Annotated in this window: 22 protein-coding genes; 18 read left to right on the forward strand and 4 right to left on the reverse strand. The window is 35.5% G+C overall.

Annotated elements, in window-relative coordinates:
• Positions 1-252: 252 nt before the first annotated feature.
• From BK137_RS06980 to BK137_RS07020, 8 genes are all read left to right on the forward strand, one after another.
• Complete coding sequence (locus BK137_RS06980) at positions 253-1,707, forward strand: spore germination protein (RefSeq protein WP_235175694.1); 1,455 nt, start codon at positions 253-255, stop codon at positions 1,705-1,707.
• 29 nt (positions 1,708-1,736) lie between these two features.
• Complete coding sequence (locus BK137_RS06985) at positions 1,737-2,816, forward strand: GerAB/ArcD/ProY family transporter (protein WP_038182054.1); 1,080 nt, start codon at positions 1,737-1,739, stop codon at positions 2,814-2,816.
• A complete protein-coding gene (locus BK137_RS06990) occupies positions 2,813-3,925 on the forward strand; it encodes a Ger(x)C family spore germination protein (protein WP_038182051.1) in 1,113 nt (370 codons plus the stop codon). The genes BK137_RS06985 and BK137_RS06990 overlap by 4 nt, the downstream gene beginning before the upstream one ends.
• Positions 3,926-4,275: 350 nt before the next feature.
• The gene (locus tag BK137_RS06995; protein ID WP_038182048.1) at positions 4,276-6,036 is read left to right on the forward strand and encodes an ABC transporter transmembrane domain-containing protein; all 1,761 of its coding nucleotides are present in this window, start codon (positions 4,276-4,278) and stop codon (positions 6,034-6,036) included.
• Entirely contained in the window at positions 6,029-7,816 is a 1,788-nt protein-coding gene (locus BK137_RS07000) for an ABC transporter ATP-binding protein (protein ID WP_038182045.1), read from the forward strand. The genes BK137_RS06995 and BK137_RS07000 overlap by 8 nt, the downstream gene beginning before the upstream one ends.
• 511 nt (positions 7,817-8,327) lie before the next feature.
• The gene (locus tag BK137_RS07010) at positions 8,328-9,038 is read left to right on the forward strand and encodes a cytochrome c biogenesis CcdA family protein (protein ID WP_038182042.1); all 711 of its coding nucleotides are present in this window, start codon (positions 8,328-8,330) and stop codon (positions 9,036-9,038) included.
• Positions 9,039-9,098: 60 nt separating this feature from the next.
• Positions 9,099-9,461, forward strand: coding sequence for a response regulator (locus BK137_RS07015; RefSeq protein ID WP_076034842.1), 363 nt, complete (start codon positions 9,099-9,101; stop codon positions 9,459-9,461).
• Positions 9,462-9,483: 22 nt separating this feature from the next.
• Positions 9,484-9,975 carry a CcdC family protein gene (locus BK137_RS07020; RefSeq protein WP_038182039.1) on the forward strand — a complete coding sequence of 164 codons (492 nt, stop codon included), beginning with the start codon at positions 9,484-9,486 and terminating at the stop codon, positions 9,973-9,975.
• A 49-nt stretch (positions 9,976-10,024) separates the two neighbouring features.
• Here BK137_RS07020 and BK137_RS07025 read toward each other — a convergent pair whose 3' ends face one another.
• Entirely contained in the window at positions 10,025-10,453 is a 429-nt protein-coding gene (locus BK137_RS07025) for a DUF2621 domain-containing protein (RefSeq protein WP_051448632.1), read from the reverse strand.
• 115 nt (positions 10,454-10,568) lie between these two features.
• Here BK137_RS07025 and BK137_RS07030 point away from each other — a divergent pair, with 115 nt between their 5' ends.
• From BK137_RS07030 to BK137_RS07045, 4 genes are all read left to right on the forward strand, one after another.
• Positions 10,569-10,790: a DUF1659 domain-containing protein gene (locus BK137_RS07030; RefSeq protein ID WP_038182034.1), complete on the forward strand. Its 222-nt coding sequence runs from the start codon at positions 10,569-10,571 to the stop codon at positions 10,788-10,790.
• A 23-nt stretch (positions 10,791-10,813) separates the two neighbouring features.
• Positions 10,814-10,996 (forward strand): DUF2922 domain-containing protein, encoded by a 183-nt coding sequence (locus BK137_RS07035; protein ID WP_038182031.1) that lies wholly within the window; start codon positions 10,814-10,816, stop codon positions 10,994-10,996.
• Between the two features lie 110 nt (positions 10,997-11,106).
• Positions 11,107-11,232 carry a YvrJ family protein gene (locus tag BK137_RS07040; protein ID WP_076034843.1) on the forward strand — a complete coding sequence of 42 codons (126 nt, stop codon included), beginning with the start codon at positions 11,107-11,109 and terminating at the stop codon, positions 11,230-11,232.
• A 94-nt stretch (positions 11,233-11,326) separates the two neighbouring features.
• Entirely contained in the window at positions 11,327-11,923 is a 597-nt protein-coding gene (locus BK137_RS07045; RefSeq protein WP_038182028.1) for an SCO family protein, read from the forward strand.
• A 44-nt stretch (positions 11,924-11,967) separates the two neighbouring features.
• On the opposite strand, the gene mscL is transcribed toward BK137_RS07045, so the two are convergent.
• A complete protein-coding gene (gene mscL / locus BK137_RS07050; protein WP_038182025.1) occupies positions 11,968-12,342 on the reverse strand; it encodes a large conductance mechanosensitive channel protein MscL in 375 nt (124 codons plus the stop codon).
• Between the two features lie 209 nt (positions 12,343-12,551).
• Here mscL and BK137_RS07055 point away from each other — a divergent pair, with 209 nt between their 5' ends.
• Positions 12,552-13,988 carry an MDR family MFS transporter gene (locus BK137_RS07055; RefSeq protein WP_038182020.1) on the forward strand — a complete coding sequence of 479 codons (1,437 nt, stop codon included), beginning with the start codon at positions 12,552-12,554 and terminating at the stop codon, positions 13,986-13,988.
• 45 nt (positions 13,989-14,033) lie between these two features.
• Entirely contained in the window at positions 14,034-14,729 is a 696-nt protein-coding gene (locus BK137_RS07060) for a lytic transglycosylase domain-containing protein (RefSeq protein ID WP_038182017.1), read from the forward strand.
• A 497-nt stretch (positions 14,730-15,226) separates the two neighbouring features.
• Here BK137_RS07060 and BK137_RS07065 read toward each other — a convergent pair whose 3' ends face one another.
• Both BK137_RS07065 and BK137_RS07070 read right to left on the reverse strand, forming a co-directional pair.
• Positions 15,227-15,475 (reverse strand): GlsB/YeaQ/YmgE family stress response membrane protein, encoded by a 249-nt coding sequence (locus tag BK137_RS07065; protein WP_038182014.1) that lies wholly within the window; start codon positions 15,473-15,475, stop codon positions 15,227-15,229.
• A gap of 64 nt (positions 15,476-15,539) precedes the next feature.
• On the reverse strand, positions 15,540-16,100 hold the full coding sequence (locus BK137_RS07070) for a cysteine hydrolase family protein (protein WP_038182012.1): 561 nt from the start codon (positions 16,098-16,100) through the stop codon (positions 15,540-15,542).
• 387 nt (positions 16,101-16,487) lie between these two features.
• Between BK137_RS07070 and BK137_RS07075 the strand changes: the two genes are divergently transcribed.
• From BK137_RS07075 to ilvD, 4 genes are all read left to right on the forward strand, one after another.
• Complete coding sequence (locus BK137_RS07075; RefSeq protein ID WP_038182010.1) at positions 16,488-17,663, forward strand: alanine racemase; 1,176 nt, start codon at positions 16,488-16,490, stop codon at positions 17,661-17,663.
• On the forward strand, positions 17,651-18,997 hold the full coding sequence (locus BK137_RS07080) for a D-arabinono-1,4-lactone oxidase (RefSeq protein WP_038182007.1): 1,347 nt from the start codon (positions 17,651-17,653) through the stop codon (positions 18,995-18,997). Before BK137_RS07075 ends, BK137_RS07080 begins: the two co-directional genes overlap by 13 nt.
• 301 nt (positions 18,998-19,298) lie before the next feature.
• Positions 19,299-20,198, forward strand: a complete 900-nt coding sequence (ilvE, locus tag BK137_RS07085) for a branched-chain-amino-acid transaminase (protein ID WP_038182004.1) — start codon at positions 19,299-19,301, stop codon at positions 20,196-20,198.
• Between the two features lie 15 nt (positions 20,199-20,213).
• Positions 20,214-21,881 carry a dihydroxy-acid dehydratase gene (gene ilvD / locus BK137_RS07090; RefSeq protein ID WP_038182002.1) on the forward strand — a complete coding sequence of 556 codons (1,668 nt, stop codon included), beginning with the start codon at positions 20,214-20,216 and terminating at the stop codon, positions 21,879-21,881.
• Positions 21,882-21,934 lie beyond the last annotated feature (53 nt).

A 21,934-nucleotide genomic window follows, 5' to 3' on the forward strand; every position in this document is an offset into this window, starting at 1 on the left:
TTGGTTTTTTGTATTTGCAAGTGAAAATCTTACAATTTACTACTTTAGTATAACAATTAACTCAACTATTACGAACTAACTTCTAGTTTATAGATTTCTATTTTTTATGGAACTATTGATTAGTTATTACTACTTTCAAGTACCTAATAAGGTTGTATTAATGTCTAGTTATATTTCCAATTAAATTTCAGGCATACATTTTTTAAAAACTGGGCAAACTACTTAAATATTTAAGAAAGGCGTGTGGTACTTTTGAAATTTAAATTGGTCCGTACCACGAAAGTTGAACAGTTTATTAAAAAGTCTAATAACAAGAAAAATCTGGCTGAGCAAACCATTGAAACGTTAAAGAAAAATACACGCAATGTAGATGATGTTTTATTCAAAAAAATTCCTACAGATGAAGGCGTTGTTACTGTCATTTATTCTTCATCACTTGTAGAGAAAATGACGCTGCAATCGATGGTTTTTATACCTTTAGCTAATCATATAAATCAAATTCACCAAGTATCTGAAGTAATCGACGCTTCTGATCTCAAGGGCATTACTGCAAAGCTAGACTCTGGCCAAACGCTATTGTATTTTCATCAAACAAATACAATATTAACTATTGACACATATAGTGCGCCAACACGTGCTATAACGAATACAGAAACAGAGTCGACGGTTATTGGACCACAAGATGCGTTTTCAGAATCATTAGAGACAAATATATCTTTAGTTAGAAGACGTATTCAAAATCCGAAGTTGAAAAATGAAGATCAAACCATTGGAACAGAAGCGAATATAAGAATTTCAATAATGTACATGGAGGATACTGTAAATAAGGAGAGTTTAGATACTTTAAAAAAGCGAATCAATAAAATTGATTATCCTTCATTTACGGATATTTCCGTGTTAAAGCAATTAATTGAAGATAATCCTTTATCGCCATTCCCACAGTATTACATGAGTGTACGACCGGATAGTATTAGTCGATATCTTATTGATGGTAGAATTGTTATTTTCATGGATAATAGTCAAGCTGCAGTCGTTTGTCCTACATCATTTTTTGAAATGTTTATCTCTATTGAAGATTATTATAATCGTTGGACAACGGCGTCTTTACTTCGAATGCTACGATTTTTTGGGTTTTTCTTAACAATCATGATAACACCTATGTATATTTCTGCATTAACTTTTCATCCCGAGATTCTTCCATATGAACTACTTCTAAATCTACAAGAATCAAGAAGCAAAGTTCCATTTCCACCACTTTTTGAAGTATTGTTTATTGAATTAATCATAGAAGTATTAAGGGAAGCTGGTTCACGAATGCCCGCTAAAGTAGGGCAAACGATCGGTATCGTAGGAGGTATTGTAATTGGAACTGCAGCGGTAGAAGCCGGATTGATAAGTAATATACTTGTAGTATTGGTTGCAACTTCTGCATTACTTTCATTTCTTCCTCCAATTTTTTTAATGAGTAATACAAGTAGATTTATTCGATACTTTTTTATTTTATCTGCAGGTTTGTTTGGTTTGTTTGGACAAATGTTGGCATTTGCTTGGCTAATAACGCATTTAGAAGGGTTAAAATCTTTGGGAACGCCGTATTTGGCACCCATTATTCCTAGAAAGGCTTCAGATTTGTTGGATAGTATTATAAGATTTCCGACTGCATTATTAAAAAGTAAGACGGGCATTTCAAAATCACAGAAAAAGTAAATGTTTCAAAAGAATTGAGGTAGATTAAGTTGAGTACTAACAAACAGAAATTTTTAAATAGATATCATGTTATCTTTTTGGTCCAAAGCGTAATGATCGGTACTGGAATACTCACTCTACCTCAAAAACTGAGTGCTTTAGGTTATAGTCAAACACTTTTTCCTATCCTTTTTGGGATAATTGCAAGTCTAACACTATTACCGATGATATGGATTAATAGTAAATTTCCTAATGATAACTTATTTCGGATCAATGAAATACTATTAGGAAAATGGTTAGGGAAGTGTGTAAATTTATTTATTGTCTTGCAATTTTTGGTTTTTACAGCAGGGATTGTTAGTAATTATATGCATCTTATACAAAGCACGGCACTTCCAGAGCAAACTATTACTGCACCTGCTTTCTTTTTTCTATTATTACTTATTTATATAGTCCGTGGAGGGATTAGATCTGTAGCAAGGTTCTGCATCTTAACTTTTTTTATAACTCTGCCTATGTTTTATTTTCTTCGTTGGGCAATTGAAAAAGGAGATGTGAGTCATTTTCTTCCTATATTCAATTTTAATGGCAAAGAATTTTATGATGCGATGAAAAAAGGTTATTTATCTATCTTAGGCTATGAATTAATTATGTTTTATTTCCCGAATATTATAGATCAAAAAAAAGCGTATAAACATGCATTAATAGGGATCTGGATAAGCATAGTTCTTTGTTTTATAACAACAGCAGTAAGTGTGATGTATTTCTCAGAATGGCAGTTAAAATATGTAGAGTTTTCGGTATTAAATTTGTTTAAAGCTGGAGAATTTTCTTTTATTGAACGAATCGATATTATTGGAATGACACTGTGGGTATTCCTAATTTTGTCTACAGCTACAGTGTATTTATGGAGTGCGAAGAAAGGGATGGATTCTTTATTATCTAAAGAAAGGAAAAATTATATTTATATTCTTGCACTAATTATTTTCCTGATTGTGAAGATGCCATTTCCTCAAGAATTCCAAGAAAAATTATTTTCAGCAAGCAACTATGTTGGATATGTGATGGTAGTTTGGCCGATTTTCTTGGCCATAGTACATCTACTTAGAAAAAAGCAGGTGCAAGCATGAGCAATAAAATTGTATTGATATCTACTGTTTTTGTACTCATTTTTTTGGTAGGTTGTTCAGAGAAAGAGGTAAAAGTACCATTAGAAGAAGTAGGTATGGTTGGTATAATGGCATTTGACTATATAGACGAAGATACAACTAAATTAACCGTAGCGATACCACAATATTCGCCAGAAGCGCAACGGAATACACAGATTTTCTCAGTGAAAACAGACTTAGTTTCTAAGGGAATTGTTAAAATCGAGAAACTTTCAGATAAAAAAGTTATTTTAAACCAATTACGTGTTGTTCTTATTAATGAGGAATATGCACGAAAGGGAAAAGTGCAGAAAGTCATTCAAAATTTATATAGAGATGCTGAAGTAGGTAATAAAGTACTTATTGCAGTAGTTAATGGAAATGGAGAAGATTTGTTAAAGGGCGAATATTTGGACAAACCAAATATCAACTTTTATTTAAATGATTTATTACTGCCTAGTATCAATACTGCTTTTAATCCGAATACCAATATTCATGATTTTATATACACGTTAACAAATCCAGTATTTGATCCGATTATTCCGATAATAGAAAAAGTCGACGATAAAATAGAGATTAAGGGAGTTGCTTTGTTCAAGAATAAAAATATGTTCGAGAGTATTACACCAAGTGAAGCACTCATTATTCAAGCATTACAAGGTAAAAAGAAACTTGCACCATTACCATTAGATTTAAATAAAGGTAATGGCAAAGAAGTAGTCATGCTCGATTTAATTGAAAGTAAGGTTAAAGTAAAAAGTAATAAAAACCATGATTCTCCAAAGCTAACTATTACATTAAATGTAAAAGGAACGCTTAGTGAATATAAAGGTAAAAGAGAGCATGAATTGAATACGCCAAAAAGTATAGCAATTCTAGAAGATGATATTGATAAACAACTGAGTAAAGACATTGAAGATTTTTTAGACAAACTTAAAGGTTTGAAGATCGACCCAATTGGTCTAAGTGAAAATTTTCGAATGTATTACAAAGGGGAATGGAATAAAAAACTGACGGAAAAAACCATTGCTAAGTTAATTGTGGATGTCCATGTTAAAACGGCTATTATTAGTACAGGTACTTTAAAATGAATTTGACACTTTCTTTTGAAATTGCACATAAACGGTTTATCGTATTAAATTTAATCTACCTTTATTACACTTGAATTATTGGAATAGTTGGTTCAATTGCTAATTCTGGTAGTTCAAGATGGGTTTGGTTTAAGTTTCTTCCGTAAATCTAATTGAATAAATGATGTGAAAACTATAGGTAATCCTTTATGATTTTATAAATAATAAAGGGTTATTTTTTTGTGGGCATTTTAAAATGAATTGAAAAATAAAAAAATATTTAGGAAACCGAAATTATTTTATTTTTTATCTTCAATCATTTCAGAATATTTGATAAACTGGTATTTGTGAAGAAAAGAAGGTGAATAGAGATGAAGGTATTTTTTGAATTAGGTTGGTTCTTTAAAGAGCGTAAGAAGCAATACTTAGTGGGAATTTCGCTCTTAATCATGGTGGCAATGTTACAGTTAGTACCGCCAAAAATTATTGGTGTTGTTGTCGATGAAATTGGCGGTGGCAACTTAACTGTGGGCTCGCTAGTTAAATGGTTGAGTCTATTAGCTGCTTCTGCAATATTGATGTATGTGATTCGCTATTATTGGCGGATTATGATTTTTGGATCGTCTATGACACTAGCTAAAAGGTTACGTGCAAAATTATTTCATCACTTTACGTCGATGGCACCGTCCTTTTATCAAAAACGTCGTATCGGAGATTTAATGGCACATGCCACAAATGATGTATCAGCTGTGCAACAAACAGCGGGAAATGGTGTTTTAACTCTTGTAGATTCTATTACAACAGGGGGCTTTGTAATCTTGGCAATGGCCATTACGATCGATTGGAAGCTAACGTTAATCGCTTTAATTCCAATGCCGTTTATGGCGCTGTCAACGAATTATTACGGTAAACTTTTACATGCACGTTTTCATCATGCGCAAGCCGCGTTTTCGGACTTAAATGATAAAACGCAGGAAAGTATTACTGGTATAAAAGTGATGAAGACATTTGGTCAAGACAAAGAGGATATCGCAGATTTTAAACGATTATCTGACGAAGTTGTTGCGAAAAATACACGAGTGGCAAAGGTGGATTCACTATTTGATCCAACAATTTCACTTGTTGTAGGTATATCATTTTTCTTAACGATTATATTTGGATCTAAATTTGTCGTTGCTGGCGATATGACACTTGGCGATTTAGTATCGTTTACATCATACTTAGGTCTGCTTGTGTGGCCAATGTTGGCATTTGGTTTACTTTTCAACATCATGGAGCGAGGTAGTGCATCATATGACCGAATTCAAAATCTATTATCAGAGAAAATGGATGTTGAAGATAAAGAAGATGCATTATCCATTCGACCACATGGGGATATCGAGTTTAATATTAATTCATTTACATTCCCTGGTGATGAGACACCGGCATTAAAAGATGTACAGTTCAAGTTGAAACGTGGTGAAACACTCGGTATTGTCGGCAAGACGGGAGCAGGTAAAACTGCGATATTAAAACTATTAATGCGTGAATTTGACGGCTACGATGGGGAGATTCGTTACGGAGAGCATGTCATAGGAGATTATCAAGCAATAAAATTACGCGAAGCAATTGGCTATGTGCCGCAAGAGCATTTCTTATTCTCTGCATCCTTATATCAAAATATAGCTTTTACAAACCCGGATGTTGGTGAAGATGAAGTGACAAATGCTGCGCGAATTGCACAAATTCATGATGATATATTGCGCTTTACGGAAGGTTACAATACCGTCGTCGGAGAGCGAGGAGTATCACTTTCTGGAGGACAGAAACAACGGATATCGATTGCACGAGCGTTGTTAATGAAGCCTGAACTGCTCATATTAGACGATTCTTTATCAGCAGTTGACGCAAAGACAGAAGAAGCCATTTTAGAGTCATTAAAAGAAGCTAGAACAGACGCTACGACAATTATTACGTCCCACCGATTAAGTGCACTTGTCCATGCGCATCTCATCATTGTTTTACATGATGGGGCAGTTGTAGAAAAAGGAACACATGAAAAGTTAATGGCACTTAAAGGTCGTTATTTCGAAATGTATCAATTGCAACAACTTGAACAACAGGTTGAAGAGGGGGTGAGTCAACATGAATGAAGAACAAAAAATCACCCTAACAGGTAAGGAACAGTGGCAAGTATTAAAGCGACTCCTTACATATTTGAAACCACATAAAAAGTCCATTGTGATTGCATTAATGTTGCTCTTAATTACTGTTCTCGGCGATATACTCGGACCATTGTTAATTAAAATATTTATGGATGATTATTTAACACCACGTCATTTCCCGACAAATACGTTAATCACCTTAGCTGCGGTATACATTGGCATTCAAATATTGAATTCGGTTATTAGTTATTTACAGATGCTTCGTTTCAATGTGCTAGCTCTTAAGGTAATCCAGCAGTTACGAATAGATGTCTATACAAAGGTTCATAAACTAGGTATGCGCTATTTTGATAAAACACCAGCTGGTAGTATCGTATCTCGTGTAACGAATGATACGGAAGCCATTATGGATATGTTCGTTAGTGTATTAATTGGCTTTGTACAAAGTGGCTTTTTAGTCATCGGAGTATATATTGCAATGTTTGTATTAAACTGGAAACTGGCATTAGCAACAGTTATTTTACTACCTATTCTTTTCTGTATTGTCTATATTTATAGAAAATATAGTGCCTTTTATTATATGGATATGCGTGAAAGACTGAGTCAATTAAATGCCAAACTTGCAGAATCATTATCTGGTATGTCGATTGTGCAGGCATTTCGTCAGGAAAAACGTTTCCGAGATGAGTTTGACGAGATAAATGAAAAGCATTATAAAGCAGTGATGAGTAGTATTAAACTAGATGGTTTATTATTAAGACCTGTCATTGACTTGGTGTATGCGTTTGGTCTAATTTTAATGTTGAGCTTTTTTGGGATAACATCCTTTAGTGAACCGGTAGAAATCGGTGTCATTTATGCATTTGTCAGCTATATTAATCGCTTTTTTGAACCGATTAATCAAGTCATGCAAAGACTTTCAATTTTCCAGCAAGCGATTGTTTCTGCATCACGCGTCTTTACATTATTGGACGACAAGGAATTAGATCCTCAGCAACTCGATGATTCTTCTGTGAAAATGTCAGACGGTCATATTGAATTCCGAAATGTAACATTCTCATATGATGGTAAGACTGATGTTTTGAAAAATATTTCATTTACCGTTAAACCTGGTGAAACGGTCGCGCTTGTCGGTCATACTGGGAGCGGAAAAAGTTCAATTATTAACCTATTAATGCGATTTTACGAGTTTGAAAGAGGAGAGATTTTAATAGATGGGCAGTCGATTAAAAATTTCCCGAAACAAACGTTGAGACAGCAGATGGGTCTAGTATTACAAGAACCATTCTTGTTTTACGGAAATATTGAAAGTAATATCAAACTCTTTAATGAAAACCTGTCGGAAGAAGATGTCAAAGCTGCAGCAGAGTTTGTGCAAGCAGATCAATTTATCGAATCCATGCCAAATGGCTATAAACATCAAGTGTCAGAACGTGGTTCCACATTCTCAAGTGGGCAAAGGCAGCTCATTGCATTTGCGCGAACTATTGCAACGAATCCGAAAGTGCTCGTATTAGATGAAGCAACAGCAACAATCGATACAGAAACTGAAGTAGCCATTCAAGGAAGTCTCGACAAAATGCGTCAAGGTCGTACAACAATTGCCATCGCGCATCGCCTAAGTACGATACAAGATGCCGAGCAAATATTAGTGCTCCACCATGGTGAAATTGTCGAGCGAGGAACACATCAAGAGTTACTTGCTAAAAATGGCTTGTATCATAAGATGTATCAGTTACAAAATGGATTAGTTCAAGAAGTAGGATAGTGCAAGTATAGTCTCCAGGAAGCTGTTGGTAGTTAGCGGCTTTGTGGGGATTTTTTTGTGGGGATTTTAGGAGTTGAGTAGGGGTAAGAGGTTGCGAGTAGCGCTAAAGGGCACGAGTAGCGCCAAAAGGAGCCCGAGCAGAGCCAAAAGGAGCCCGAGCAGCGACAAAGGGATTGCAAGTAGAGCCAAAAGGAGCTCGAGTAGCGCTAAAGAGATTGCGAGTAGCGCTAAAAGGAGCCCGAGTAGAGCCAAAGGGATTGCGAGTAGCGCTAAAGGGAGCCCGAACAGCGCTAAAAGGAGCCCGAGCAACGCTAAAGGGAAGCCGAGTAGCGCCAAAGAGGCACCCCAATCAAGCGAGTTTTTTCTCATAGTTATATATCATATTTTCTTAAATAGCTATCGCTATATTCATTGCATAATTTTGTCATGAAAAATTCACAGACAAAAGAAAAGATATTTCTTGAAAAGTTTGGTACGATGGGTACAGAAACTTTAAGGAGCGACAACAAATATGAATACTGATTTTAACTATTTTTTAGCATTTGGTGCAGGTATTCTTAGTTTTATCTCACCATGTACGTTGCCGCTTTATCCAGCATTTCTATCTTACATAACAGGTGTGTCATTTGATAAGTTAAAGAATGACAAAGGAATGCTTCAAAAAACGGCCATTTTGCACACATTGTTTTTCTTACTAGGATTTACAATGATCTTCCTCATTTTAGGGCTAACTACATCTTATCTTTCAGGGTTCTTCTTCAAATACGATGACTTGATTCGTCAAGTTGGTGGGATATTAATTGTTATTTTTGGACTAATGATTATTGGCGTCTTTACACCGGACTTTTTAATGAAAGATCGCAAATTCCAATTTAAAAATAGACCAGCAGGTTATATTGGTTCTTTCTTAATTGGTTTAGCGTTTGCTGCGGGGTGGACTCCCTGTACTGGACCTATCTTAGGTGGTATTCTGTCGTTAGCGGGTACAAATCCAGGATCAGGTATTTGGTATCTACTAACATATAGTCTTGGTTTCTCTATTCCATTTTTCCTTTTATCATTCTTTATGACAAAATTAAGTTGGATTCGTAATCATAGTCAGAAAATCGTTAAAATCGGCGGTTATGTGATGATAATTGTTGGGATATTATTATACTTTGATGGAATGACACTGATTATTAGATTATTACAACCAATTTTCGGTGATTTCATGGGATTTTAATTGGCTTACTACACTTATTAGTAGTATAGTATTTTTAGTTTCAAATTAGGGGTTGAGTGTTTGACGAAGGTATTAGTAGTAGATGACACGATGTTCATGCGTCATGCCATAAAAACGATGTTAGCGGATTCAAGTTATGAAGTCGTTGGCGAAGCGATTAATGGCAGAGAAGCAATTGAAAAGTATCGTGAATTATTACCAGATGTTGTAACGATGGATGTAACAATGCCGGTTATGTCGGGTTTAGATGCAACGAAAGTGATCATCGAAGAATTTCCTGATGCGAAAATTATTATAATCAGTGCATTAGGGCAGCAAAAGATGATTTTACAGGCACTCTCGCTTGGTGCTAAGGATTTTATTACGAAACCTTTTGATCAGCAACGCTTAATGTCTACGATTGTAAAAGTAGTGGAATATTAGTTATGTTAGGAGAGGGTCTATTATGTTGAGTTCAATTCCTTCTCAATATATGGTCATAGGCTCAACTGTCGCTGTTGTCTTTATGGGGATTATGGCGATGACAGTGAGAGCCAAATCGGCTAAAAAACCTGCTAGTGCTAAGAAAATCATTATCCCACCGATTGCGATGTCTACTGGTGCTTTAATGTTTTGCTTTGAATATTTCAGAGTACCTTGGACACAAGTGTTAGAAGCAATTATAGTAGGTATTATCTTTTCAACTGTATTAATCGCGACATCGAAATTTCATATTGTTGAAGATGACATCTTTTTAAAGCCGTCTAAAGCATTTTTCTTTATTTTAGCTGGTTTATTGATTGTCCGTACAGTGGCGAAAATTTATCTAAGTGGTGCATTCCATTTAGGTGAACTTGGCGGCATGTTCTGGATTTTAGCATTTTCAATGATAGTTCCATGGCGAATTGCGATGTTAGTTCGTTATAAAAAGCTTGAAAAACAATTAAATGCAAAATAAAAAAGGTTCTTCTCTATGTGAAATGGAGAAGAACCTTTTTATTTATTACCTAATCAAGAAGATGTTCGTACGGTGTTGTATCGATTTTCATTTGAGTTAATTTTTTACGTAAAAATTTATGATCTCGTTTAGGGGAGGCGATGATATATCCTCTAATAATTAAATCAAATGAAATAGATGACGCTTTTTCCTCTAATGCCAACTCTCCAATTTTGCCTGCTATTTTTTGCTTTGCAACAGGTCTAAATAAATCAGGAACAGGACTTACAAGCTCTGTTAATAAAGCTTTAGAGTCGTCACCCCATAAATGGATTGTCTCACCAACATAATGTTCTTCCCAATCCATAGCAGATTTACCATCTTCTTTAGGCATCCTTTTTAAGAACTTACGGAACATAAAGAATCCGCCAATTGCCATCAAGCCTATGAATAAAACTACCCAAATTAATATAAACCACAGAAACCAGCCAGTTAACAAACCTCTCACCTCTTCTATACTCTTCTACCATTATAAAAGGAAGTTGAAAAAAATTCACCTGTTGTCTCCTTTTCTTTTAAAAAATTCTATTTAATTAGTGAAAGGGGGGAACAACATGGCGACTTTTAATTTTAGTAACGCAACACTGCGCTTGTCATTCGTAGTAGGTACAAATGACAAGGGAGAGCCAGTAGAAAAGAAGAAAACGTACAACAATATTAAGAAAGGTGTACAAGCAGAAGCATTAGTAACAGTGTCAAATGTAATTGCCGGTTTAACAAGCAATGCTATGAGCAAAGTTGAGTTTAATGAATTACAAGAAGTACTAAGTAACTAATTTAAGAAAGGGAGGGATTATTAATGGCAAAAGTATTACAGTTACAATTTAAAACTGCAGGTGACAAAAATTATACGCTAAACGTCGATGCTCCAAAGTACTCACTGACCGAACAGGAAATTAGTGATGCGATGGTGGCTATAATCGATAGTGCTGTATTTTTAGTGCACGGCGAGCCTATACAACGATTAAAGGCGCTCAAATAGTAGATCGCCAAGTGACTGAATATCAAGTACAAGCATAAGCATAGTAGATTGTCTCGTTCGCCATCAAGGCTGATGGGGCAATCTTTTCTATTTGCAAAGGGGGGAATGAGATGGAGCAATGGCTGACGTTTATACAGGAAGTAGGCTTTCCTATTGTTGTATCATTTTACTTGATGCACCGTGTGGAGTCTAAACTAGAATCGATTCACGATGTGCTAGTCTCTTTAAAAACATAATCCTTCACAAATTCGTCTTAAACGAATAGTACAGCCTTCTTGTGTTATTGTATACAATTCGTTAAGATTGTTTGTATGAAGGAGTGAATCACCCATGAAAAAAAGACATTTAACATTGCCATTATTATTAATATTTGTATTAGTATTATCTGCTTGTGGCAACGGGAAGTTTAAAGCGGATACAGATTGGAAAGTAGAACCATTTGAATATACCAATCAGAACAATGAAAAAGTATCGTTAGATTCTTTAAAAGGTAAACCTTGGTTAGGTATGTTCATTTTCACAAGATGTACTACTGTATGTCCACCGATGACGATGAATATGACGGATATTCAAAAATCTTTCCAAGACAAAGGGTTAGAAGACTATAAGATTGTTGGATTTAGTGTTGATCCTGAAGTCGATAAGCCACAAGTATTAAACAAATACTTGAACAGCTACCCAGTTCCAGATAGTTCTAAATGGGAATTTTTAACTGGTTATTCACAAGATGAAATTGCAGACTTTGCTTTAAAATCATTTAAAACGTTAGTAAAAGACAATCCAGCAGATGACCAAGTGATCCACGGTACAAGCTTTTTCTTAGTTGATCAAAATGGTGTTGTTGTTAAAAACTATAGTGGTGCACAAGATGTACCTTTCGATACAATTGCCGTCGATATGGAAACAATAATTGAAGATGGTAAATAAAAAAACGAGCGATTCTTATTGAGTCGCTCGTTTTCTTGTCTATATTATGCTTGCTTGTCTTTTAATAAATCGCGAATATCTTTTAATAATTCTTCAGTAGTAGGTGCTGGTGGTGCTTCAACAACAACTTCTTCTTTTTTCTTCTTGAGGCTCAATTTAGAAATGATTCGAATGAACATGAAAATTGAGAAAGCGATGATGAAGAAATCTAGTGCACTTTGGATAAAGTTCCCGTATTTTATATCTTTGTAATGTAAGTCAGTGAATGATACTGTGCCAAGTAATAAAGAGACTATCGGAGTAATAATATCATTTACTAACGAAGTTACGATTTTTCCGAATGCCCCCCCGATTACAACCCCTACGGCTAAATCTATTACGTTGCCTTTTAAGGCGAACTTTTTAAAATCTTCCCACATATATATATGTACCTCCTAAATAATTGGGTAAACAAATTGAGAGTAAAATGGTTGTTATGTACATTTATACTAATACCCATTTTTTTATAGTATCAAACCTCTTTGTCAGAAACTAGCGGAAAATTACTCATTTAGGTAATTTTTTGTTTTCGTGTTATAATATTTTATTTAGTAGGACTGTATAACTTTTTTTAGAATTGAGGTTTTTTATGAATAAAGTATTTATTGCTGTATTACTTGCAACGGCACTTGCAGCGATTGAAGGTACCATTGTTGCAACAGCAATTCCAAGTATTACTACCGATTTGTCAGGCGTTGAGTTAATTAGTTGGATCTATTCAGCTTATTTACTGACATCAGCTATTGCGACGATTATATTCGGTAAATTAGCTGACTTATTTGGTCGAAAAAAGATGATCATCATTGGGATATCCATTTTCTTATTAGGCTCATTATTATGTGGTTTAGCACAGTCGATGGAGCAGTTAATCGTATTCCGTGCAATTCAAGGGATTGGAGCAGGTTCGATCTTACCGATCACTTTAACGATTGTCGGAGAATTATTTGACACTGAAAAAAAACGTGCAAAAGGCCAAGGTTGGATTAGTATGGTCTGGGGCGTATCGGGTGTAATAGGACCACTAGTTGGTGGCTTTATTGTTGACCAATTAACATGGCATTATATTTTCTTATTGAATATACCGTTTGGTTTAGGATCTATTTTCATGATTGCTAAATACTACGAGGAAGAAGTGCAAACTGCGAAGCGTAAAATCGATTATGCTGGAGCGCTATTTTTCTCAATTGGGATGGTTGCATTACTCTATACGATTATTGAGGGAAGCAATACACAAAATTGGTTCGGTTCTAAATCAATTATTTTATATGCAGTAGCGGCTATTGCACTAATCATATTTGTTCGAGTAGAGCTAAAGGCAGAAGAACCAATTGTACCCCTTTCTTTATTCAGAAATCGCCGCTTGAATATAGTAAATGGTTTAACGCTATTTGTAATGGCCATTGTCATTAGTATTTCGGCATACTTGCCTATTTTTGCACAGTCGGTTTTTGGTAAGAATGCTACGCAAGCTGGTTTAATGTTGACACCATTATCTGTTATGTGGACAGTAGGGGCAATTTTAGGGAGTAATTTAATAGGGCGTTTAACAACTAAAACAATTATTCAAATTGGTACAGGGTTGTTAGTAATCGCTACATTTATCTTAACTACTTTATCTGCTGATTCAAATGAAATACTTGTTTATGTTGGAACAGGGTTATTAGGTGTTGGTATGGGTTTAATAGCACCAATGTTAATCATTGCTGTACAAACTTCTGCTAAAAGAGATCAGTTGGGAACATCTATTGGCTTGAATTCCTTCATTAATACATTTAGTCAATCCGTTGGAGCCGCAATTTTTGGTATGTTGTTTAATCTAGCAACAAGTGAAAAATTAGCTAGCTTTGGTAAAGGCGACATCAATTTAAATGGTCATTTTGATACAAATATATTTTCTAGTGAAGAAATTGGTCAACTGGTCGATATAATAGCTAGCGGTATTCGTGTCGTATATTCAGGTTCTTTTGCATTTGCGATTGTCGCATTTGTGTTAGCGTTCTTTATAGCTAAAAAGAAACCAATCTAATAGTCGATAATATTCCTTAATAATGTGATGATAGGTGTTTAGAAAATGGTAAATAAAAAGAAGCAACAATTGCATATGAAATTGAAGCTCTGGCTGATCATTTTACTAATCCCGGTATCGATTGCACTTTATACAACGACAATCATCATGTGGCAGCAGTTAAAAGAGCTGCCGATTATTAAAAAACTTGGTACTGAAGATATGAAAGATATACCAGCATTTGATATTGAAATTCCGAATAAGTATATTCCGATTTATCAGAAGGCGGCAAAGAAATACCATATTCCATGGACTTTACTTGCTGCACATCACCGCATTGAAACACGATTTTCGACTATGAAAACGTTAGAATCACCCGTTGGAGCGGTAGGTCATATGCAATTTATGCCTTGTACTTTTGTTGGCTGGAATCATCCTTCTTGTAAAGACCTTGGAAAAGGCAATATTCAAAAGAAGGAATTGACTGATCCTAAAACTATTAAAAGTTATGGTGGTTATGGTGTAGATGCAAATGGGGACGGACAAGCAGATCCATATAATATTGAAGATGCTATTTATAGTGCTGCCAATTATTTAGCCGCTAGTGGCGCAGCAAATGGTAAGATAAAAAAAGCTGTATATCATTATAATCATGATGACGTATACGTAGAGAATGTACTCTATTATTACAAACTCTATGATAAACATAAAAAAGAGCTCGTTTTTAATAGTAAAATCGCTTTAGAGGCTTCAAAAAAATAGAGTTAGTAGTATTAGCTCTCTATAGAAAAAATTAAAAAGAGCACACCGCTGTTTACATAGTGGTGTGCTCTTTTGTTATTAAAGATATGAGTAAACTTATTAAGATTAAGTTTGCTAAACGTGAGTATTTTATGAATGTTGCTATAGATGATTAAACTAAAAAGGATTGTTTTAGGTGAATGTCGAATGTTCTATGACTGTAGTGAGGATTGAGTAGTAAGTTACTTTATTAATAAAGAGAATTAGCAGGGGGATGTATTTTATACTGATTTAAGAAGAACAATGCCAAATTACAGGTTGAATTCAGATGCTGATGAAATCAAGAAGAAAAATTAATAATACAAATTTGAGTGCTAAAAACGTTGCTTCAATAATTAAAGATAGGTTCAATTTATAAAATACCTTTGGAAAAACATTTGCAACTAGAGAAGATTATAAATACAAAAAGGATAGATAAGGCAAATATTGTTTGCCTCGTCTATCCTTTCATGTGCTCATTACTTGTTCATGCCTCTTAAAATTAAACTTGCGACGAAAACTAAAATCACGCCACCGATAATTGAAGGGAATACGTAGAAGCCTTGAACTTCCCAGCCCCATGAACCAAGCAATTTCCCACCAAGCCAAGAACCTAAAATCCCTGCAACCATATTACCGATGATTCCTCCGGGTATATCTTTACCTAATATTAAGCCAGCAACCCAGCCGATTAATCCACCTACGATTAAATATAAAATAACACTCATTTATGATCACTCCTTTAGATGTATATTATTCGTATAGCCCTATTGGAGTGAATTTAAACCTTTTTTATTTTTTAAAAGCAATTACCTCTGCACCAAGTGTGTTTTTGAAGTGGTTTAACGCCCATTTGTGCCCATTTTCGTCAAAGCTTGCAACACCATTTTCGTAGATATAAGTTTTGAATCCTTTGTTGTATGCATCTACTGCAGTATGTAGTACACAAATGTCTGTGCAAACACCTACTAAGTGAATTTCTCGAATGCCTCTTTCAGCTAAAAGCTGATCTAAGTTTGTACCAGCAAATGAGCTGTAGCGTGTTTTATCCATCCATAGAATGTTACTTTGATCTTGATAATCTTTGAAAATTTTTTCTAATGAACCAAAGAGTTCTCTTCCTTTAGTATCTCGAATATTATGAGGAGGGAACAGTTTAGACTCTGGATGATAGTCATCATTTGCTTCATGTAGATCACAAGAAAAAACGATGAACTCTCCATCTTTGATAAATTGTTCTGTTAGTGAAGCTATGGTTTGTTCGATTGCTTGACCAGCCTTTCCACAAGTTAAAGCGCCATCTTCCGCCACAAAATCATTCGTATAATCGATTACAAGTAAAGCTTTCTTCATATTATTATGACCTCCAAACATGCCTTTACATATATCATTACATAGAGAGGTGGAATTGTCATATTAAACTTATAAGTTTGAATTTTTGCAAAATAAGTTGTTTGTGATTATAATATGGAAAAAGAAGGGGGAAATACTTATGAATCAAACCTTAAAGAAGAAATTTAATAAACAAGGATTAGTATTTGTTCTTATACACACAATTTTCTTCTTAAATCTTACTGTGGATTTATGGGAGATTCGTTAGTCGCTGACAAGTTGAAAATGATTATGATTAGGATTATTCAAATGTCCTTTTAGCTGGAAAAGTAAAACATCATTATTAGATGGGTTCCTCGCTAAAGGGGCATTTTTTGTTTTTTTAATATATAGATAGGGTGTGAGGCAATGTCAACGTTTGATCGTGCCTTTGAACATTTAGAGTGTCCATTTGCGTGGATTGATTTAGACGCACTTGACGCAAATATTGATTTTATCAATCAACATACAAACGGGAAAAACATTCGAATTGCGACAAAATCGATTCGCTCGAAAGATCTTCTCACTTATATTGCTTCAAAATTACAATCTTTTTCGGGTTGGATGACTTTTACTGCAGAAGAGACGTTGTATTTGATAAATGAGGGGTTTGATCATTTTCTTATTGGCTACCCCATATTCGAACCGAAGAGTACTAGAAAGCTTATAACACATGTGAAAGATGGAAAGGACATTACCTTTATGGTAGATGATGTGAGACAAATTCAATTCTTGCAAGACATTGCAAGTGAATACGACACATCTTTACATATTTGTATCGATATCAATCTTTCAATGAAAACCCCCTTTATTTACTTTGGGACAAGGCGTTCATCTTTACATTCTTTACCGCTACTAACACAATTTCTATCAGAAGTAACAAAGTTTCCAAATGTTGTAGTGAAGGGCTTGATGGGATATGAGGCGCAAATTGCTGGAGTAATCGATAAACCACTTCAAAAATTGCAAGCACCGATGATCCGGTTTTTGAAAAATAACTCGAAGAAAAAGTTGGCAGTCTTTCGTAAACAAGCTGTTGAGGAGCTATTGACACGCTTTTCAACGATAGAAATTGTTAATGGAGGAGGTTCAGGGAGCTTACAATATACAGCGGCTCAAGAAGAAGTGACTGAGGTGACAGTAGGATCGGCATTTTTTGCACCAGCACTTTTTGATCACTATCATACATTGAATTTACAACCAGCAGCTGGTTTTGCGTTACGTGTCACGAGAAATCCTGAACCGAATATCGTTGTTTGTCATGGAGGAGGATATATCGCTTCTGGTTCAATAGGCAGGGACAAACAGCCAGTACCCTATGACGAACAAAATTATCGTTTTTATGATTTAGAAGGTGCTGGTGAGGTGCAAACTCCTCTTAATGTACGAAGTGGTCATCAAATAAATATTGGCGATAAAATCTATTTTCGTCATGCTAAGGCAGGAGAGTTATGTGAGCGCTTTCTTTGTCTGGAAGCGAAACGAAAAGATCGATATATAAATAGTTTTGCAACTTATAGGGGGGACGGGAAATGTTTTCTGTAAAAGATTGGATTGATCAAAAGGAATGGACAAATTGGTCAGGCAACGTGGTCAGTAAACCATCTAGATCCTTATTACCACTTTCTACTGAACATCTATCGCAGATAATAAAAAAGGTAAGTGAAAATGGTCAAACGCTTCGAGTTACTGGTGCTGGACATTCTTTTAGCCCTGTAGCAATGCCTGATGATATAGCTGTATCTTTACACAATATGAGAGGATTAATCAATGTTGATCAGGCATCAGGGGAAGTAACTTTATGGGCAGGAACTTATTTATATGAAATTGGGCCAATGCTAAAGGATTACGGACTAGCACTTCAGAATATGGGGGATATTCAGGAGCAAACAATAGCGGGAGCTGTTTCAACTGGAACACATGGTACAGGAATCACACTTGGATCCATTTCAAATCAAGTGATTGCTTGGGGGTTTGTAGACGGACTAGGAGAATATCATGAACATAAAAGGGCAGATGATGAATTGTCCAATTCCTTACATTTATCACTTGGTTTATTAGGGGTTCTTGTTCAAGTGACACTTCAAACTGTGCCATTATATAGCTTGAAATGTGTTTCAACACAATCCATATTACCAGTAGCATTACAGGATTGGTCACAAATGATACGAGAGAATCGTCATTTAGAATGGTTTTACTTCCCCGGTAGTGAGAAAGTACAAGTGAAAATGATGAACATGATTCCAATAATTGAACAATCGAAATCGTCCAAAGTGATTGAAAGCGTCAAAACTCAATTTGTGGAAAATGGTTTGTTTTATCTGATGTCAGAGCTATGCCGTAAACAGCCAAAAAGAACAGCTCTCGTCAGTAAAATTTCTGCATCAAGTGTGCCAAACGGTATGAAAACAGGACTTAGCTATGAAATTTTTCCAACACCACGTCATGTTAAGTTTTTAGAGAGTGAATATGCGATACCATTAGAACACTTTGAAGCATGTATGGAAGAGATACATTATACGTTACTATCACATCCATTCCGAGTACATTTTCCGATTGAATGCAGAACGGCGTCAGGTGAGATGGGATATCTAAGTCCTACAGGAGGAGTAGAATCAGCATTTTTAGCATTTCATATGTATAAGGGGATGGATGAGAAGCCTTATTTTAGATGGGTGCAACATCTAATGACGAAGTATAACGGTCGACCTCATTTCGGTAAAGTAAATGCATTAACCGCTGAAAGAATGCTAAAATTATATCCAAATCTGCCGAAATTTTTAGAGCAGCGTGACAAATATGATCCAAATGACGTTTTCATGACAGCTTATTTTAAGACGTTGTTTACAAAAGTAGAGTGCAAAAGTCTAATAATGTAACGCCTTCCGAGCTCCACTCCATTCATAACATAACAATGGGATGGGGCTTTTTTTTATATCTAAATTAATGCAATTTATAAATTCTTCAAAAAATTTAAAAAACGTTCATAATTCAGCTAAAACCAAACTAAAAGGGAATGAAAACGCATACACAAATAATTAAATATTTTAAATTGATAAACAATTCAAAAAATAAGGTTGACGTGGGTTCAAATACGTACTATGATAGCAACAATTTAAAAAAACGTTTGAGACAACATTCAAAAACGTGACTATGTTATTTAAAGAAAGAGTGATAGGTATGGGAAACCAGTTAATTTATCTTGATGGAGATTTTGTTAAGAAGGAAGATGCGAAAGTATCAGTTTATGACCATGGCTTTTTATATGGTGACGGAGTGTTTGAAGGTATTCGTTCATATAACGGAAATATCTTTCGTTTAGAGGAACACTTAGTAAGACTCTATGAATCAGCAAAATCCATTTTACTAGAAATTCCATACACAATCGAAGAAATGACTGAAGTAGTGAAAGAAACTATTAAAGTAAATTCTCTACAAAGTGCTTATATCCGTTTAATCGTTTCACGTGGTGTTGGTAACTTAGGGATAGATCCTAGAAGTTGTAAGCAAGCAAGTGTAATTGTAATCGCTGAGCCACTAGCTTTATTCCCAGCAGAGCTTTACGAAACTGGTATTGAAATTGTTTCAGCTTCAAGCCGTCGTAACCGTTCTGATGTATTAAGTCCAAAAACGAAAACATTAAACTATTTAAATAATATTTTAGTTAAAATAGAAGCTAACCTAGCAGGTGTATCTGAAGCGTTAATGATGAATGGTGAAGGTTATGTAGCTGAAGGCTCAAGCGACAATATCTTTATCATTAAAGACAATAAATTAATCACACCTCCAGGTTATATCGGTGCTTTAGAAGGAATTACGCGTAATGCAATCTTAGAAGTTGCTGCTAAAAAAGGTTACGAAGCAACTGAAGGTGTATTTACTAGACATGATGTATATGTAGCTGATGAAGTATTCTTAACAGGTACAGCTGTTGAAGTAATCGCTGTGGTGAAAGTAGACGGCCGTGTCATTGGCGACGGTACACCTGGTAAAGTGACGAATGACATTTTAGAGGGTTTCCGTGCAATCGTTGAACAAGATGGCGTGAAAGCTTACGACGAAAAAACTACAGTAGTGTAATGAGGGGCGTTTAATATGAGAAGTGACATGATAAAAAAGGGAGTCGATCGTGCTCCGCATAGAAGTTTACTATATGCAACAGGTGTTAAAACAAAAGATTTAGATAAACCATTTATAGGAGTTTGCAATTCTTACATTGATATTATTCCAGGTCATGTTCATCTTCAAAAGTTTGCTGAAGTTGTTAAAGAGGCGATACGAGAAGCGGGTGGGATTCCATTCGAATTCAATACAATCGGTGTAGACGATGGGATCGCTATGGGCCATATCGGAATGCGCTACTCATTACCAAGCCGAGAGCTAATCGCAGATTCTGCAGAGACAGTTATTAATGCACACTGGTTTGATGGTGTATTCTACATTCCAAACTGTGACAAAATCACACCAGGAATGTTGATGGCAGCTGTTCGTACGAATGTTCCTTCTGTATTTGTATCAGGTGGTCCTATGGAAGCTGGTGTTTCTTCTACTGGAGAGCAACTTTCATTAACTTCTGTATTTGAAGGCGTTGGTGCTTATAAAAGCGGTCAAATGACTGCAGAGCAATTAAAGGACATTGAAGATAACGCGTGCCCGACTTGTGGCTCATGCTCAGGGATGTTTACGGCAAACTCTATGAACTCTCTAATGGAAATGCTAGGAATGGCTTTACCAGGCAACGGTACGATCTTAGCAACTTCTGATGCACGTCATCAATTAATTAAAGACGCTGCAAAACATTTAGTCCAAATGATCAAGGATGATTTAAAACCACGCGATATCATTACGAAAGAAACAATCGATGATGCTTTTGCCCTTGATATGGCAATGGGAGGTTCAACTAATACTGTATTACATACATTAGCAATCGCTCATGAAGCAGAAATCGATTACAACATAGAAGATATTAATAAGGTAGCTGAACGCGTACCATATTTATCGAAAATAATGCCAGCTTCAAATTATTCAATGCATGATGTTCATCTTGCAGGTGGTGTTAGTGCAATCGTCAACGAGCTTTGTAAAATTGATGGGGCAATTCATAAAGATCGAATCACTATCACAGGTAAAACAATTGCTGAAGATGTAGCAGGACATGAAATTACAAATACAGATGTCATACGTACAAAAGATAATCCATATAGTCCTGTAGGTGGTTTATCAGTACTTTTCGGTAACATTGCTCCTGAAGGTGCTGTTATTAAAGTAGGTGCTGTTGATCCGTCTATCAAAGAATTCACAGGTGAAGCTATTGTCTTTGATTCTCAAGAGGAAGCTCAAGAAAACATCGATAATGGCACAGTTCAAGCAGGTCATGTTGTAGTCATTCGTTATGAAGGACCTAAAGGTGGACCAGGAATGCCTGAAATGCTTGCACCAACTTCTGCTATTATGGGACGTGGTCTAGGTAAAGAGGTAGCACTTATTACAGATGGTCGTTTCTCAGGTGCTTCACGAGGTATATCAATCGGGCATATTTCTCCAGAGGCGGCTGATGGTGGGCCGATTGCATTAGTAGAGAATGGTGACATAATCTCTATTGATCTAACAAACCGTACGATAGAATTACAAGTTTCCGCTGAAATTTTAGCGGAAAGAAAGCAAAATTTAAAACCATTCGAACCAAAGATTAAAAAAGGTTACTTAGCACGTTATTCGAAGCTTGTAACGAGCGCTTCTACAGGTGGCGTAATGAAAATTTAGTATGACAATTAAATATAGAAATCGTTGATGAGGTTAAAGGTTATAGATTTTAG

The organism is Viridibacillus arenosi (assembly GCF_001955655.1).
Lineage (GTDB): Bacteria > Bacillota > Bacilli > Bacillales_A > Planococcaceae > Viridibacillus > Viridibacillus arenosi.